Genomic DNA, 12,890 nt, shown 5'->3' with positions numbered 1-12,890 from the left:
AGTCTAGCCGGAGTATTGCGCAGCGGTCACCATTTCTCTCCGAACGGGCGGATCTCCATCTCGAAGGTCCAGGCGCTCTTCGGCTGCTGGTAGAGCTGCCAATAGGCATTCGCGACAGAGGACGGCGGCATCAGGAGGTCGGGATTGTCCAGAGCATTCGGCCCGAGCGCCTCGAGCCGGCGCTGCCGCACCCATTCGGTATCGACCCCGGAATCGATGATGAGATGGGCGACGTGGATGTTCTTCGGCCCGAGTTCGCGCGCCATCGCCTGCGCCACCGCGCGCAAGCCGAACTTGGCGCTGGCAAAGGCGGCAAAACCACTGCCGCCGCGCAAGGAGGCGGTGGCGCCAGTGAAGAAGATGTTGCCGCCGCCGCGTGCCAACATCAGCCGCGCCGCCTCGCGCCCCGCAAGGAAGCCGGAATAGCAGGCCATCTCCCAGACCTTGCGAAACACGCGCTCGGTAATGTCGAGGATCGGAAAATTGACGTTGGCGCCCACATTGAAGATGCATACTTCCAGCGGCGCGTGCTTGTCGGCGTCATTGAGGAAGGCAATGACTTCATCCTCCTTTCGCGCATCGAGCGAGCGCGCATGGATGTCACCGCCGGCAGCTTCGATATCTTGCACCAACGGCGCGAGCTTGTCGCCATTGCGGCGGCCGGCGAAGATCGAGAACCCTTCGGCGGCAAACTTCTTGGCGATCTCGGAGCCGATGAAATCCCCGGCCCCGATGACAGCCGCGGTGGCGTTTCGCTTGGGCAAGATCGCCTCCTCCCGGTGAGCCGCTATAGGCGTGCGGCGGGCAGTGCGCCGAAGACTATAGTTCTGAAATAGAACTGTCAAACCCAGATGAAGAGTGGTAGTATTGCTACGAAATTGCGCCGACTATTCAAGTTAGTTCCTTTTTCAGACTGACTGTCGCTGGAGACCGCATCATGAAATGGGACACACTGGACGAAGAGCCCTGCTCGCTCTCCCGCACCATCGCCGTTGTCGGCGACCGCTGGACGCTTCTGATCCTGCGCGAGTGCTTCTTGCGGGTGCGCCGGTTCGAGGCGTTCCAGTCTTCACTCCAGATCACACGTCATCTGCTCTCCGAGCGGCTGAAGAAGCTGGTCCGCTTCGGCATCCTGCGCCGCGTCCCCTATTCCCAGGCGCCGAAGCGCTACGAATACATCCTCACTGAGAAGGGGCTCGACCTCTACCCGGTCATCATGGCGATGGTGCATTGGGGCGACGCCCATATGGGCGACGAGCGCGGCCGCCCGCTGCTGCACGAGCACAAGATTTGCGGCAAGCTGTTCGATCCCGTGATGGTATGCTCAGAATGCGGCGAGCCGCTGCACGCCAAGCAGGTACATGTGCATGCGGGGCCGGGCGGCAAGAAAGCGGTGGGGTCAGTGGCAGCATCTTCGTGATCGAAGCTCGCCACCTGCAACAGCAACGCAATCAATGCCCCCGCGCCGGCCCGCCCAGCTTGATCGGGCGAAGCACCGCCGCCGTGGGGATCATCAGCACCGCTATGATCGCCAGCGTCCAGAACACGTCGATATAGGCGAGCAAATCGACCTGCTGTTGCAAGGTGCGACCGACCCACGCAACGGCCTGTGACGCTGCATCGCTCGCATTTGAGCCTTGCGCCTGGAAGTACCGCGTCATGGTGTCGATGGTCTGCTGATAACCGAGATCGGAGGGCGCGGCGTGTTCCACCAGTCGGCTCTGGTGGAATTGCTGCCGCTGCGCCAAGATCGTTTGCGCCAGCGCAACACCCATGGATCCCCCGATATTGCGGGCGACATTGATCAGGGCGGAGGCCTGGTTGGTCTTGTCCGGCGGAACGCCATCGTACGAGGCGGTCGTCACCGGCAGGAACAGGAACGGCAGACCGAGCGCCAGGAAGATGCGCGACAGCGCTGCATAGCCATAGGTGATGTCGCCGGTAAGCCCGGTGAGATGCCACATCGAGAGCGCGACGATCGCCGCGCCGAACATGATGAGATATTTCGGCTGCACCGTAGCGACGAGGCGGCCGACCACCGGCATCAGCACGAGGGTCGCGATGCCGCCCGGCGACAGCGCGAGGCCGGCCAGCATGGCGGTGTAGTTCAACTCGGCCTGGAGCAGCTGCGGCAAGAGCTGCGTGGTCGAGATCAGCACGGCCCCGGTGGCCAGCATCACCAGGAAGCAGGCGGCGAACTGGCGGCGGCCGAGCAGGCGCAAGTCGACAATGGGATCCTCCCGCGTCAGCTCCCATGGGATCAGCGCGAGCAGGCAGATCGCGGCCAGCAGCGCGAAGATGATGATCATGTTCGAGCCGAACCAGTCGTTGCGCTGCCCCTCATCGAGCACGAATTCCAGCGAGCCCAGTCCGATCGCAACCAGCAGAAAGCCAATATAGTCGGCGCGTAGGCCCTTGCTGAGCAGCTTCGTCCTCTCCTCCTCCGCGCCTGACGGCTCTTTGACTAGCGTGCCGACCAGGAACAGCGACAGCAGGCCCATCGGCACGTTGATCAGAAATACCCAGTGCCAGGTATAGGTGTCGGTGATCCAGCCGCCGAGCGTCGGACCGATCACCGGCGCGACCACGACGGCGACGCCGTAGATGGCGAAAGCCTGGCCGCGCTTATGCGGCGGGAAGGAGTCGGCGAGGATCGCCTGCTCGCTCGTCGCCATGCCGCCGCCGCCGAGGCCTTGAAGAATGCGGAACAGCACAAGCGACTGCAGATTCCACGCGAAGCCACACAGCAGCGAGGCAAATGTGAAGGTCGCGACGCACATCATGTAAAAACGCTTGCGGCCGATCACGGTCGAGAGCCAGCCCGAGATCGACAGCACGATGGCGTTGGCGACGAGATAGCTGGTGATGACGTAAGTGCTCTCGTCGATGCCGACCGCGAGGCTGCCTGCGATGTGACGCAGCGCGACGTTGGCAATGGTGGTGTCGAGCACCTCCATGAAGGTCGCGATCGAGACCACGAAGGCAATCAAATAGGGATTGTGCCCGCCGGCCGCCGAGCGCTCAGGCGACCAGCCGCCCGCTGACGCGCCGCCTTGCGCTGTGTCCGTCATCTCACTCTGGTCCAGGGCACGACCGACATGCCTGGGCCAACCGGCAGGCCGGCCGGCCAGCTGTCGACCACGATCTTCACCGGCACGCGTTGCACCACCTTGACGTAGTTGCCGGTCGCGTTCTCCGCCGGCAGCAGACTGAAGGCGGTGCCGGAACCCGGCTGCACCGAATCGACGTGGCCGGTGAACTTGCGGCCGGGATAGGCATCGATGCGGATCTCGACCGGCTGGCCCGGACGCATGTCGCTCAGCTGCGTCTCCTTGTAGTTCGCGACGATCCAGACCTCGTCGGGGACGAACATCATCAGGCTCTGTCCCGCCGTGACGAACGTGCCCCTGGCGCCAGAGAGCTTGACGACGCGACCGGACTGGGCGGCGACGACGCTGGTGTATTGCAGGTTCAGCTTGGCCTGATCGAGCTGTGCCTGCGCCTGCCCGAGCTGCGCCTTGGCGCCTTCGAGCTGGGCCTGCAGCGTCTTGATGCCCAGTTGCGCCGATGTCACGGCCGTCCTGGCGCGTTCGGTGTTGGCCTGCTGCGCCTGAAGATCCGAGCGGGTCTGCTGCTGGCGCTGCACGGTGCCGGCGCCCTTCTCGACCAGATCCTGGGCGCGCGTGAATTCCTCCTGCGCGAATTGAAGCTGAGCCTGGGCCTGTTCGAGCTGGGCCTCGGCCTGCTTGATCTGCTCGTGCTGCGAATCGATCTGCGCCTCGACATTGGCGATGTTCGCCTTGGCGCTGGCGACCTGCGCGTCGGCCTGATCGATGGCGATGCGATAATCGCGCTCGTCGATCTTGGCGAGGAGATCGCCGGAATTGACGTGCTGGTTGTCGGTGACGGGAATGTCGGTCACATAGCCGCCGACCTTCGAGGCGACCGAGAAGCTTCGCGCCGCGATGAAAGCATCGTCGGTCGATTCATAGTGTCGGACCTCGAGCCAGTAGAGCAGGCCGCCGACGAGCGCGGCGATCAGAACGACGGCACCTGCGGTTGCGAGCAGCCAATGCTCACGAAGCCGCTCTCCCGCCGACGGTAGTCTGTGCGACTGGCCGTCGGCGCTGCGGGTCGGATCAGCCGGCGCATTTGGAGCCTGCTTCGCCCTCTGCGGCTGCTCCGCGGACGGCCTATGCCCCCGTGTCTGAGCATCCACGGCCAACAACCTTTCTCTGGATTGAGCTGACGCCAGAACGCTTTGGGGTACGTCTTGTGCGTCGCCGGCCCAATTTCGGCGCCGACACTTGGTTCAGCCCTGCCAACGCGCCGCGATCATTCGTGATCGCGCCGTCAAAAAACGAAGCGCGGCATCTCGTACCGCGCTCCTCTCGATATTCCGCGAGGGCGCACCTTCAGTGCGTCTTCGTCTCGTGCCACTTCTCGAGATCGGGCTTCACCTCGTCCGATCCCTGCTCCTTCTCGGGATTGCCCTTCCAGGGCTTGTCCGTGTGTCGATGCGAACCCCAGTCGTTCTGCTGCCGGGGATCGTCGTTGGGTCGTTCCTTGCTCATTGAGCTCTCTCCTGAAATCTCAAGCGAAGGGGACGCCGTAATAGGAGTTGATGCCGCGCACCGCGGCGTCGTCGCCCCAGTTCCAATCGCTTCGTGCGCCATATTTGGGCGCGCCTTCAAGCTCCTTCGTGGTGATGCCCGTGACATAACCGCCAAGCTCGGTGTCGTATTTCAGCGACTGCCAAGGCAGCGGATAGTGGTCGTTGCCCAGTCCCAGGAATCCACCAAAGCCGAGTACGGCGTAGGACACCTGGCCGCTGATCTTGTCGATCATCACGCGTTCGATCGATCCGATCCGGTTGCGATCGGCGCCATAGACCGATGTTCCCTCGACCTTGTCGCTGCCGATCAAACGGCCCGTCTCGCTGCGATCCAGTTCGTCTTGCTTCAACATCGCAATTCTCCACTCAGCCACGTGCAAAACCAACCGGATAGGCATGCGATCGTTCCGGAGCATGTTCCCTGAGCGGGTCAGGAACATCGCACCAAACGAGCCGTTCTCTGAGTTTCATGCACCTGCCAAACCAAGGGCTACACGCAATGTCCCAGACCGTCTCCGACTTCATCGTCCAGCGTCTGCATCAATGGGGCGTGCGCGACATCTTCGGCTATCCCGGCGACGGCATCAACGGCGTATTCGGTGCGATGAACCGGGCCGAAGGCAGGATCGGGTTCGTGCAGGCGCGGCATGAGGAGATGGCAGCGTTCATGGCGACCGCCTACGCAAAATTCTCGGGCGAGCTCGGCGTCTGCATTGCGACCTCCGGCCCCGGCGCCTCGCATCTCGTCACCGGGCTCTACGATGCGCTGCTCGATCACCAGCCGGTGCTGGCGATTGTCGGCCAGCAGTCGCGCAACGCCCTCGGCGGGCACTATCAGCAGGAACTCGATCTTCTCTCGATGTTCAAGGACGTTGCCGGCGCCTACGTCATGCAGGCATCCTCGCCAGCGCAAGTGCGGCACCTGATCGATCGTGCGGTGCGGATTGCGCTGGCGCGGCGGACCCCGACGGTGATCATCCTGCCCAACGATTTACAGGAGGAGCCTTACGAGGATCCGCCCCGTGAACACGGCACGCTGCATTCCGGCATCGGCTACAGCCCACCCAGCATCATGCCGCGTGAGGCCGATCTCGACCGCGCCGCGGAGGTGCTCAACGCCGGCAAGAAGGTCGCGATGCTCGTCGGCGCCGGCGCGCTTCACGCCACCGACGAGGTGATCGCGATTGCCGACCGGCTGTCTGCCGGCTGCGCCAAGGCACTGCTCGGCAAGGCCGCCCTGCCCGACGACCTGCCATGGGTCACCGGCTCCATCGGCCTGCTCGGCACCGAGCCCAGCTACAACATGATGATGGAGTGCGACACACTGCTGATGGTCGGCTCGGCCTTTCCCTACGCCGAATTCCTGCCCAAGGAAGGCAGCGCGCGCGGCGTGCAGATCGATATCGACGCCAGCATGATGTCGATCCGCTTTCCCATGGAGGTCGGCCTCGTCGGCGATGCCGCCGAGACGCTGCGCGCATTGCTGCCCCGGCTCGCGCCCAAAGCCGACGGCGCCTGGCGCCGGGGCATCGAAGAGGGCGTTGCGAAATGGTGGACGACGTTGGACGACCGCGCGCATCAACCGGCGGCGCCCGTCAATCCGCAGCTCGTCGCCTGGGAACTATCCCCGCGCCTGCCCGATCGCGTCATCATCACCAGCGATTCCGGCTCGTGTGCCAACTGGTTCGCGCGGGACCTGAAGATGCGGCGCGGCATGACGGCCTCGCTGTCCGGCGGCCTCGCCTCGATGGGCGCCGCGGTTCCTTATGCGCTCGCCGCGAAATACGCCCAGCCGGACCGGCCGGTGATCGCACTGGTCGGCGACGGCGCCATGCAGATGAACAACATGGCCGAACTGATCACGGCTGCGAAATACTGGCGCTCGTGGCGGGATCCGCGCTTCATCGTCTGCGTCTTCAACAACGAAGACCTCAACCAGGTGACCTGGGAGCAGCGGATCATCAACGGGGATCCCAAGTTCGAGGCTTCGCAGCGCATTCCTGATGTCTCCTATTCACGCTTCGCCGAGCTGATCGGCCTGCGCGGCATCTTCGTGGACGCCCCACAGCTGCTCGGCTCGGCCTGGGAGCAGGCGCTGGCGAGTGACATGCCGGTTGTGCTGGAAGTGAAAACCGATCCGGAGGTGCCACCGCTGCCGCCGCACATCACCTTGCAGCAGGCGAAGAATTTCTCGCTCGCGTTGATGAAGGGCGATCCGAACGAAGCCGGGATGATCAAAGGAGCAGCGCGGCAGATGTTCGAATCGATCCTGCCCGGGAAGCAATGAGGTGAACAATGAGCGACTTCCGCGACATCCAGCACGGCGTCAACGATCCAGTCGGAGGCCTCGACGTCAAGCGGCAGATCAACGACAACCGCACGCCGCATGAGCAGGCGCAGCACCATGCGGACGTGCGCGCCGACGCGACCCCCACGTCGGCAGAGCCATTCCTTCCGGAGCGGCTCCGGCGAAAGCCGACCGATCCGATCAATCCTCGCAGTGGCAGAAGGCCCACAGACTGACCGTTTGGAACCTCGGGCCCGGCGGCGTGTTGATCGGCGCAACGTCGCGGGCAAGCTGCCGCGCCGACCGATCGGAGGGATTTGACCATGAAACGCACTATCATCGCCCTTGCCTGCATCTTTTTCGCGGGCCCCGCGCTCGCCCAGTCGCTTGGCGAAAAGACCGGCGTGAATTCGGCGCTCGGCGTTGCGCCTACGACCGCCGATTTTGTCAAGCAGGTCGCGATCAGCGACATGTTCGAGATCGAATCAAGCAAGCTTGCCGAGCAGAAGGGCAATGCGGAGGAGAAGACCTTCGCGCAACAGATGATCACCGATCACACCAAGACCAGCAGCGAGCTCAAAGGCCTGGTCGGTAACGGCAAGGTGCAAGCCACGCTGCCGACGGCGCTCGACAGCTCGCATCAGAGCAAGCTCGACAAGCTCAAGAATGCGAACGGCAAGGACTTCAGCTCGGACTACAATTCCTATCAGGTCAGCGCGCATGAAGATGCAGTGTCGCTGTTCGAGCGTTACGCCAAGGGTGGAGACAATGCCCAACTGAAGGATTGGGCCGGCAAGACCCTTCCCGCGTTGAAGCACCATCTCGACATGGCCAAGAACCTCGGCAAGGCACCGAGCGTCGGTCAATCCAGGTAACGCATTGCTGAAGGACGCCGGCCGGCCCGGCGTCCCTCGCTTGGCAACGACGAGCGTCTCCGCGCATTGAGCCTCGACCATCGCGGAGAGCATGATGTCAAATCGAATCCCTTCTCTATCCCGCCGGCAGGTCGTGCAGGCCGCGAGCGCGACGCTCGCCGCGGCTTCGCTTGCGTCTTCCACAGCGAAAGGAAATACGTCCATGGCGGAAACCGACTTGATCAATCCCGTCACCCGCTATCCGAAGCCACCGTTCAAGAAGCAGTCGCAGCCCTGGCCCGGCCTCGCCGGCAAGATGGAGCCGCGGCCCGATCATGGCGAGACCAGCTACAAGGGTTCCGGCCGGCTCGCCGGACGGAAGGCGCTGATCACTGGCGGGGATTCTGGCATGGGCCGTGCCGCCGCAATCGCCTATGCGCGCGAAGGCGCCGATGTCGCAATCAACTATCTGCCTGCTGAGGAGCCCGACGCGCAGGAGGTGATCGCACTGATCAAAAAGGAGGGGCGCACCGGACTTGCAATCCCCGGCGATCTCAGGGACGAAGCCTTTTGCAAGCACTTGGTCGAGCAGGCGGCGCAGGCCCTCGGCGGGCTCGACATCGTCGTCTGCAATGCCGCTCGGCAACAAACGCGCGCTTCTATCCTCGACGTATCATCGGAGGATTTCGATGCGACGATGAAGACCAACATTTACGCGCCGTTCTGGACCATCAAGGCGGCGCTGCCGCATCTCAAGCCCGGCTCCTGCGTCATCGGCACGACGTCTGAACAGGCCTACGATCCTTCGCCGGATCTCTACGATTATGCGCAGACCAAGGCGGCGACGATGAACTATGTGAAGTCGCTGGCGAAGCAGCTCGCCTCCAAGGGCATCCGCGTCAATGGCGTCGCGCCCGGACCGATCTGGACGCCGCTTCAGGTCTCCGGTGGTGCCACGATGGACAAACTCGAAAAATTTGGCGGTATGACCCCGCTCGGGCGTCCCGGCCAGCCCGTCGAGCTTGCCTCGATTTACGTGCAGCTTGCCGCCTCCGACGCAAGCTATGCGACGGGACAGGTCTATGGCGCCGCCGGCGGCTCCGGCCAACCGTAATGCGGCGCCGCGGCTGAGGCTCCGATAGAGCTCAGGAACCTTCTATGTCTCCGGGGCTTTAAAAAACTGTCATGGAGGATATCTCGCCGGCGGACCGATGGCGCTCGTAACAGTCAAACCCACTCGGATCGATACGGCGATCGCCAACGAGATCGCACGCAACGCCAACCCAAGCTTAGAGCATGCCGCCCAGGCGATAACCTGGGGCGCCGACGAGCATGTGCTGCTCGCGCTCGCCGCGGCGGGATGGCTCTACACCTATCTCCGGCATCCGCAGCGGCGTTCCGTGGCCGATCATGTCCTGATGGTATCGCTGGTGACGGCGGCTTTGCCGCATGTCCTGAAATCCGTATTCGATCAGACGAGGCCTGACCGGCTGACGGTGCGCGGCCACTGGCATGGCATTCCCTATTCGGGGCGCCCTCGCGACGCGTTTCCCTCGGGTCACGCCATGCATATGGGCGCCCTCGCCTCGGCGGCCGGCCTGTTGCCGCCGACCTCGCGCCGCTTGGCCCGCTCCCTCGCCGCAGCGTTGTCGCTGACGCGTGTGGCGCTGCTGGCGCACTGGACCAGCGACGTGGTGGCAGGCTTCACGCTCGGCATCGTCGTCGAGCGACTGTTCAGGCCGTTCACGCTGGCAAGGTCGCGGCAGCAGCGGCCCGAAGCTTCACGGGTGCGGCCATGACGGAATATCTCGTGCGCTTCGTCGCCGGTGGCCTGATCGTATCCGTCTTCGCAATCTTCGGCGACATGCTGCGGCCAAAGAGCTTTGCCGGGCTTCTCGGCGCGGCGCCGTCGGTTGCGCTGGCCACCCTCGGCATCGCCGTGGTCCAGCACGGCCCGCAATATGCTGCGGCCGAGAGCTGGACGATGATCTATGGCGCCATCGCGCTCGCCTGCTACAGCCTCGTCGTCTGCCATCTCCTGATGAGGATCCGTCTCAACGCGCTCCCGGCGACGATCCTTGCCTTCGCGGTATGGCTCGTGGTCGCCTTCGGTCTGCTCGCGGGTTTGGGAGGTGCCGCCTGATGCTGGTGAAGCTGTCGTCATCGGCGCTAAAGCAGACGCGGTGGTACGAATACGCCGTTCGCTTCGTGCTCGGCGGCTGCGCGACGGTTCTCGCGGGGGTCATCGGCTCGCATTTCGGCACTTCTGTCGGCGGGCTCTTTCTTGCACTTCCGGCCATCTTCTGCGCCAGCGCGACGCTGATCGAAAGCCACGAGCGTCATGCCAAGGAGAAGGCCGGCCTGAGCGGGCGGCGTCGCGGACAGAAGGCCGCAGCGCTCGATGCCGCAGGTGCAGCACTCGGCAGCATCGGTCTTGCGGCGTTCGCTGCCGTCTTCTATGCCACCGTCGGGACAAGCATCGCACTTGGCTTCATCGCGGCCTTGACGGTCTGGGCCAGCGTTTCCGTGACGGCCTGGTGGCTCAGGCGCAAGCTTCGCATTGTCTCGCACCATCACCGTACAGCCCATTCGCCATCAGCAGAGGGCTCTCGCTTCGTGAAGCCCTAAAGCGCGACAAGATAGTGTTGAGCGTGATCGTTTCGGAAAACCGCCGCACATTTGTACGAACCATGCTTCTAGCCCGCTTTTGCCTTCGCCGAGGTCTGCGATTGCGGCGGCTGGAGGCCCGGGCTGTTCGCCCAGCGCTCGACCTGCTCGATGACCTTCTGATGGCTTGGTCGCACCGGCTCGGGCGCTTCGGGCTCTTCGGAAAGCTTGCGAGGTAACCTGACTTGGTCCGCCATGGCTCTCTCCCTTTCGAGGAGAATGCGCCATGGCACAATATGTTTCAATTAACTTATTGGTTTTATTGCGAATTTCTACTCATTAGGAGACTTTCTTGACTCTGGCGGAACTCCCGACAAGTTGGTTCGTTGAGTAAACTACTCAAACTACTCAATTTGCGTGATCGCCATGAACGACCTTCGCGCCGAGCGCCTTCAGGTCATGCTTTCGCCGGAAGAATTGGCTGCCATCGACGATTTCCGGTTCAAACACCGAATGCCGACGCGGGCGGCCGCGGTCCGCGAACTCCTGAAGTTCGGACTGAGCGCCGTTGGCGTCGATGCCGCCGTCGGCGTGAAGTCGAGCAGCTTTGGCGTGTTCGGCCGCGGACCCGACGGACATACTCATGGGGATCCGGAGAGCGGCACCGACGGCTGACGCACAGAAAACGACCCTGGCACGTGGGTGCCAGGGCCGTCCTTGGAGATTGCTTCCGGCGCACCGGGGGCATGACAACCGGAAGCAATCCGTCGGCTCTTCCCGCGAGAATTCGTTCCTCGTGAGAACTAGCCTGTTGCGTCGTTCGAGCCGTCCGGCATCACGCCGGAGCCTGGCGTCTTGCTATTGTCGTTCAGCTTGGGATCGCGCGTCGCTTCACGCGAAGGCGAGCCTTTCGGATCCGTCTTGTGCACGGACTGTGCACGCTCCTTGTCGCGGGGCTGCTCCTCCGCGCGCTTGTCCTTGACGATGCCTTGGTCGGAATGGGCCATGATGGGGCTCCCGCTTATACTGGTATCTCGGAGCGCTTACGCACCGCGGCGTCGAATGTTCCGGTAGAGTGCTAACTGCGCACCGCATGGACAGCGGCAGATGCATTCTCAAGGTGCACCTGCCGCACCGTCGTCACCGTCGCGAACGCGACCGAGACGCCAAAAGCGAGAATGAGGGAAAGAAGAGCCAGACGCGGAGCCATCGACAAAACCTCCTTCTGAAACTCGAAATCGACGTGATCAACTGTTCCTGGATGATCCCCAATCAGTCGCTTGCCGTCCGTGAGCGGTCGCACAGGCAGATTCACCAGAACGAGCGGCTCACACCTTCCGCTTTGGAGGAGCGAGGTCCGCAACGGGCGGGACTTCTCCGTCGAGCCAATCCTGTTCGTTGGCGAGCGCCGTCCAGGCGTCGGCCATGCGCGAATAGCGCTTGTGGGCGGGTTGTCCTTCGGCGCGCTCGGCAAGCTGAAGGCAATTCTCGGCGTTATCCCTGAAGATGTCGGACTGTTTCATATTGAGGACGTGGGGACGGAACTCTCGCGCTGCAAGCCGCTTGCCGGATCGCAGTGTCAGGGAACTTCGCAGTCCCTTCGACATTGGTATGGATGCGAGTTCTTGCCGCGATCATCCTGGCATTCATCTGCACTGCGGCGCTTGCCGACAATACCGGCGAGCGAAAGCCGGGCGAACGGCCACCGGCTGCGATTGAGGTAATCAGCGGCGTCTACAACTTCAGCCGATTTCAACAGGGTCTTCTTGAAAATACCGACCTCAAGGGCAATGCGGAGGTCAAGAACCTCGCCGCCCTGCGCGCCGAGGAAGCGGCCAAGCGCGACAAGACCTTGAAGAAGATCCAGGAGGCAATCGGGGCGGAACCTCGCGTCGGCAAGGCAACATCCTCGACTGCAAGCCTCGTGGAGCCCGAGATGTCGGATGGTCCGACCTACGTCAGAAGCTTCTATGCCGCGCAGATTCCCGAGTATGAAGCGATCATCGAGCTGCTCGATCGCTATCTGAAGGCGCCCGACAACGCAGCGCTCGCAGCGTTCGCGCGCGAACAACTCCCGATGTTGCGCTCGCAGGTCAGGGACGCCGAGCGTACCATGGCGGACAAGTAGCCGTTTTACTTGTCGTTAGGATGTTGCTGGCTTTGCGGCCGCACGGTGCGATCGCTCTCCGGCATCTTGTCCCGGCCCGCATCGCCGTTGTCGTCCTTGCCGCCCGAAGACGACGTGCCGCTACCGCTCGGATTCGACCGGCTGGCCGTTCCGGTGGTGGGTGTTTCCGCCCGCGGGCTGGCGGAGCTCGCGGCGGGATCACCAGTCACGGCGCCGCGCCCGCTGGGCGCACCGCCCTGCGCCAAAGCCGATCCCGCGGCAAACACCGCGATAACGATGGCAGCAAATTCTGCTTTCATTATCCATTCTCCCTGTCTCTCTGTGGGGCTAACCACCAGGCTCGGCGCTCCGTTCCGAATGATGAATGCCGGGCACGGGGACGAGCAGAGCGGCGGTCCC

The 12,890-nt window shown here is 63.3% G+C and carries 20 protein-coding genes; 10 read left to right on the top strand and 10 right to left on the bottom strand.

Annotation, left to right across the window (positions count from 1 at the left end):
- Positions 1 to 26: 26 nt before the first annotated feature.
- On the bottom strand, positions 27 to 764 hold the full coding sequence (locus ABIG06_RS22075) for an SDR family oxidoreductase (protein WP_370138621.1): 738 nt from the start codon (positions 762 to 764) through the stop codon (positions 27 to 29).
- 173 nt (positions 765 to 937) lie between these two features.
- Here ABIG06_RS22075 and ABIG06_RS22070 point away from each other — a divergent pair, with 173 nt between their 5' ends.
- Complete coding sequence (locus ABIG06_RS22070; RefSeq protein ID WP_370138620.1) at positions 938 to 1,420, top strand: winged helix-turn-helix transcriptional regulator; 483 nt, start codon at positions 938 to 940, stop codon at positions 1,418 to 1,420.
- A 31-nt stretch (positions 1,421 to 1,451) separates the two neighbouring features.
- On the opposite strand, the gene ABIG06_RS22065 is transcribed toward ABIG06_RS22070, so the two are convergent.
- From ABIG06_RS22065 to ABIG06_RS22050, 4 genes are all read right to left on the bottom strand, one after another.
- Positions 1,452 to 3,071: a DHA2 family efflux MFS transporter permease subunit gene (locus tag ABIG06_RS22065; RefSeq protein WP_370138618.1), complete on the bottom strand. Its 1,620-nt coding sequence runs from the start codon at positions 3,069 to 3,071 to the stop codon at positions 1,452 to 1,454.
- Positions 3,068 to 4,219, bottom strand: a complete 1,152-nt coding sequence (locus tag ABIG06_RS22060) for an HlyD family secretion protein (protein WP_370138617.1) — start codon at positions 4,217 to 4,219, stop codon at positions 3,068 to 3,070. The genes ABIG06_RS22065 and ABIG06_RS22060 overlap by 4 nt, the downstream gene beginning before the upstream one ends.
- A gap of 196 nt (positions 4,220 to 4,415) precedes the next feature.
- On the bottom strand, positions 4,416 to 4,574 hold the full coding sequence (locus tag ABIG06_RS22055; RefSeq protein WP_370138616.1) for a hypothetical protein: 159 nt from the start codon (positions 4,572 to 4,574) through the stop codon (positions 4,416 to 4,418).
- A 19-nt stretch (positions 4,575 to 4,593) separates the two neighbouring features.
- Entirely contained in the window at positions 4,594 to 4,968 is a 375-nt protein-coding gene (locus ABIG06_RS22050; protein ID WP_124159704.1) for a PRC-barrel domain-containing protein, read from the bottom strand.
- Between the two features lie 146 nt (positions 4,969 to 5,114).
- Between ABIG06_RS22050 and ABIG06_RS22045 the strand changes: the two genes are divergently transcribed.
- From ABIG06_RS22045 to ABIG06_RS22015, 7 genes are all read left to right on the top strand, one after another.
- On the top strand, positions 5,115 to 6,902 hold the full coding sequence (locus ABIG06_RS22045) for a thiamine pyrophosphate-requiring protein (protein ID WP_370138615.1): 1,788 nt from the start codon (positions 5,115 to 5,117) through the stop codon (positions 6,900 to 6,902).
- Positions 6,903 to 6,910: 8 nt separating this feature from the next.
- Complete coding sequence (locus ABIG06_RS22040; protein WP_124159706.1) at positions 6,911 to 7,138, top strand: hypothetical protein; 228 nt, start codon at positions 6,911 to 6,913, stop codon at positions 7,136 to 7,138.
- Positions 7,139 to 7,225: 87 nt separating this feature from the next.
- Complete coding sequence (locus ABIG06_RS22035) at positions 7,226 to 7,777, top strand: DUF4142 domain-containing protein (RefSeq protein WP_124159707.1); 552 nt, start codon at positions 7,226 to 7,228, stop codon at positions 7,775 to 7,777.
- 202 nt (positions 7,778 to 7,979) lie between these two features.
- A complete protein-coding gene (locus ABIG06_RS22030) occupies positions 7,980 to 8,870 on the top strand; it encodes an SDR family oxidoreductase (protein WP_370138614.1) in 891 nt (296 codons plus the stop codon).
- Positions 8,871 to 8,967: 97 nt separating this feature from the next.
- Positions 8,968 to 9,555 (top strand): phosphatase PAP2 family protein, encoded by a 588-nt coding sequence (locus ABIG06_RS22025; RefSeq protein ID WP_124159709.1) that lies wholly within the window; start codon positions 8,968 to 8,970, stop codon positions 9,553 to 9,555.
- Positions 9,552 to 9,899, top strand: a complete 348-nt coding sequence (locus tag ABIG06_RS22020; RefSeq protein ID WP_370138613.1) for a DUF3147 family protein — start codon at positions 9,552 to 9,554, stop codon at positions 9,897 to 9,899. Before ABIG06_RS22025 ends, ABIG06_RS22020 begins: the two co-directional genes overlap by 4 nt.
- Positions 9,899 to 10,384, top strand: coding sequence for a DUF3147 family protein (locus ABIG06_RS22015; protein ID WP_370138612.1), 486 nt, complete (start codon positions 9,899 to 9,901; stop codon positions 10,382 to 10,384). The genes ABIG06_RS22020 and ABIG06_RS22015 overlap by 1 nt, the downstream gene beginning before the upstream one ends.
- A 68-nt stretch (positions 10,385 to 10,452) precedes the next feature.
- Here the strand turns inward: ABIG06_RS22015 and ABIG06_RS22010 are convergent, their stop codons facing one another.
- Positions 10,453 to 10,620, bottom strand: coding sequence for a hypothetical protein (locus ABIG06_RS22010; protein WP_199751420.1), 168 nt, complete (start codon positions 10,618 to 10,620; stop codon positions 10,453 to 10,455).
- Between the two features lie 169 nt (positions 10,621 to 10,789).
- Here ABIG06_RS22010 and ABIG06_RS22005 point away from each other — a divergent pair, with 169 nt between their 5' ends.
- The gene (locus tag ABIG06_RS22005; RefSeq protein ID WP_158626729.1) at positions 10,790 to 11,038 is read left to right on the top strand and encodes a hypothetical protein; all 249 of its coding nucleotides are present in this window, start codon (positions 10,790 to 10,792) and stop codon (positions 11,036 to 11,038) included.
- Positions 11,039 to 11,166: 128 nt separating this feature from the next.
- Here ABIG06_RS22005 and ABIG06_RS22000 read toward each other — a convergent pair whose 3' ends face one another.
- From ABIG06_RS22000 to ABIG06_RS21990, 3 genes are all read right to left on the bottom strand, one after another.
- Entirely contained in the window at positions 11,167 to 11,370 is a 204-nt protein-coding gene (locus ABIG06_RS22000; RefSeq protein ID WP_124159712.1) for a hypothetical protein, read from the bottom strand.
- A gap of 71 nt (positions 11,371 to 11,441) precedes the next feature.
- Complete coding sequence (locus ABIG06_RS21995) at positions 11,442 to 11,678, bottom strand: hypothetical protein (RefSeq protein WP_124159713.1); 237 nt, start codon at positions 11,676 to 11,678, stop codon at positions 11,442 to 11,444.
- A gap of 13 nt (positions 11,679 to 11,691) precedes the next feature.
- Positions 11,692 to 11,886: a hypothetical protein gene (locus ABIG06_RS21990; RefSeq protein ID WP_124159714.1), complete on the bottom strand. Its 195-nt coding sequence runs from the start codon at positions 11,884 to 11,886 to the stop codon at positions 11,692 to 11,694.
- Positions 11,887 to 11,978: 92 nt separating this feature from the next.
- Between ABIG06_RS21990 and ABIG06_RS21985 the strand changes: the two genes are divergently transcribed.
- Positions 11,979 to 12,491 carry a DUF4142 domain-containing protein gene (locus ABIG06_RS21985; protein WP_370138610.1) on the top strand — a complete coding sequence of 171 codons (513 nt, stop codon included), beginning with the start codon at positions 11,979 to 11,981 and terminating at the stop codon, positions 12,489 to 12,491.
- A 5-nt stretch (positions 12,492 to 12,496) separates the two neighbouring features.
- Here the strand turns inward: ABIG06_RS21985 and ABIG06_RS21980 are convergent, their stop codons facing one another.
- Positions 12,497 to 12,790 carry a hypothetical protein gene (locus ABIG06_RS21980; RefSeq protein ID WP_370138609.1) on the bottom strand — a complete coding sequence of 98 codons (294 nt, stop codon included), beginning with the start codon at positions 12,788 to 12,790 and terminating at the stop codon, positions 12,497 to 12,499.
- Between the last annotated feature and the right edge of the window lie 100 nt (positions 12,791 to 12,890).

It is taken from the genome of Bradyrhizobium sp. USDA 326, assembly GCF_049739485.1.
In the GTDB taxonomy this organism is placed as follows: Bacteria; Pseudomonadota; Alphaproteobacteria; order Rhizobiales; family Xanthobacteraceae; genus Bradyrhizobium.
Note: the sequence above shows the minus strand (reverse complement) of the source record. Positions and strands in the feature narration are given on the sequence as shown.

Bases quoted from the DNA above. Each gene is read 5' to 3' on its own strand.
- ABIG06_RS22070 (WP_370138620.1), top strand. From the start codon at position 938: ATGAAATGGGACACACTGGACGAAGAGCCCTGCTCGCTCTCCCGCACC.
- ABIG06_RS22065 (WP_370138618.1), bottom strand. From the start codon at position 3,071: ATGACGGACACAGCGCAAGGCGGCGCGTCAGCGGGCGGCTGGTCGCCT.
- ABIG06_RS22055 (WP_370138616.1), bottom strand. From the start codon at position 4,574: ATGAGCAAGGAACGACCCAACGACGATCCCCGGCAGCAGAACGACTGG.
- ABIG06_RS22050 (WP_124159704.1), bottom strand. From the start codon at position 4,968: ATGTTGAAGCAAGACGAACTGGATCGCAGCGAGACGGGCCGTTTGATC.
- ABIG06_RS22045 (WP_370138615.1), top strand. From the start codon at position 5,115: ATGTCCCAGACCGTCTCCGACTTCATCGTCCAGCGTCTGCATCAATGG.
- ABIG06_RS22040 (WP_124159706.1), top strand. From the start codon at position 6,911: ATGAGCGACTTCCGCGACATCCAGCACGGCGTCAACGATCCAGTCGGA.
- ABIG06_RS22035 (WP_124159707.1), top strand. From the start codon at position 7,226: ATGAAACGCACTATCATCGCCCTTGCCTGCATCTTTTTCGCGGGCCCC.
- ABIG06_RS22030 (WP_370138614.1), top strand. From the start codon at position 7,980: ATGGCGGAAACCGACTTGATCAATCCCGTCACCCGCTATCCGAAGCCA.
- ABIG06_RS22025 (WP_124159709.1), top strand. From the start codon at position 8,968: ATGGCGCTCGTAACAGTCAAACCCACTCGGATCGATACGGCGATCGCC.
- ABIG06_RS22020 (WP_370138613.1), top strand. From the start codon at position 9,552: ATGACGGAATATCTCGTGCGCTTCGTCGCCGGTGGCCTGATCGTATCC.
- ABIG06_RS22015 (WP_370138612.1), top strand. From the start codon at position 9,899: ATGCTGGTGAAGCTGTCGTCATCGGCGCTAAAGCAGACGCGGTGGTAC.
- ABIG06_RS22010 (WP_199751420.1), bottom strand. From the start codon at position 10,620: ATGGCGGACCAAGTCAGGTTACCTCGCAAGCTTTCCGAAGAGCCCGAA.
- ABIG06_RS22005 (WP_158626729.1), top strand. From the start codon at position 10,790: ATGAACGACCTTCGCGCCGAGCGCCTTCAGGTCATGCTTTCGCCGGAA.
- ABIG06_RS22000 (WP_124159712.1), bottom strand. From the start codon at position 11,370: ATGGCCCATTCCGACCAAGGCATCGTCAAGGACAAGCGCGCGGAGGAG.
- ABIG06_RS21990 (WP_124159714.1), bottom strand. From the start codon at position 11,886: ATGAAACAGTCCGACATCTTCAGGGATAACGCCGAGAATTGCCTTCAG.
- ABIG06_RS21985 (WP_370138610.1), top strand. From the start codon at position 11,979: ATGCGAGTTCTTGCCGCGATCATCCTGGCATTCATCTGCACTGCGGCG.
- ABIG06_RS21980 (WP_370138609.1), bottom strand. From the start codon at position 12,790: ATGAAAGCAGAATTTGCTGCCATCGTTATCGCGGTGTTTGCCGCGGGA.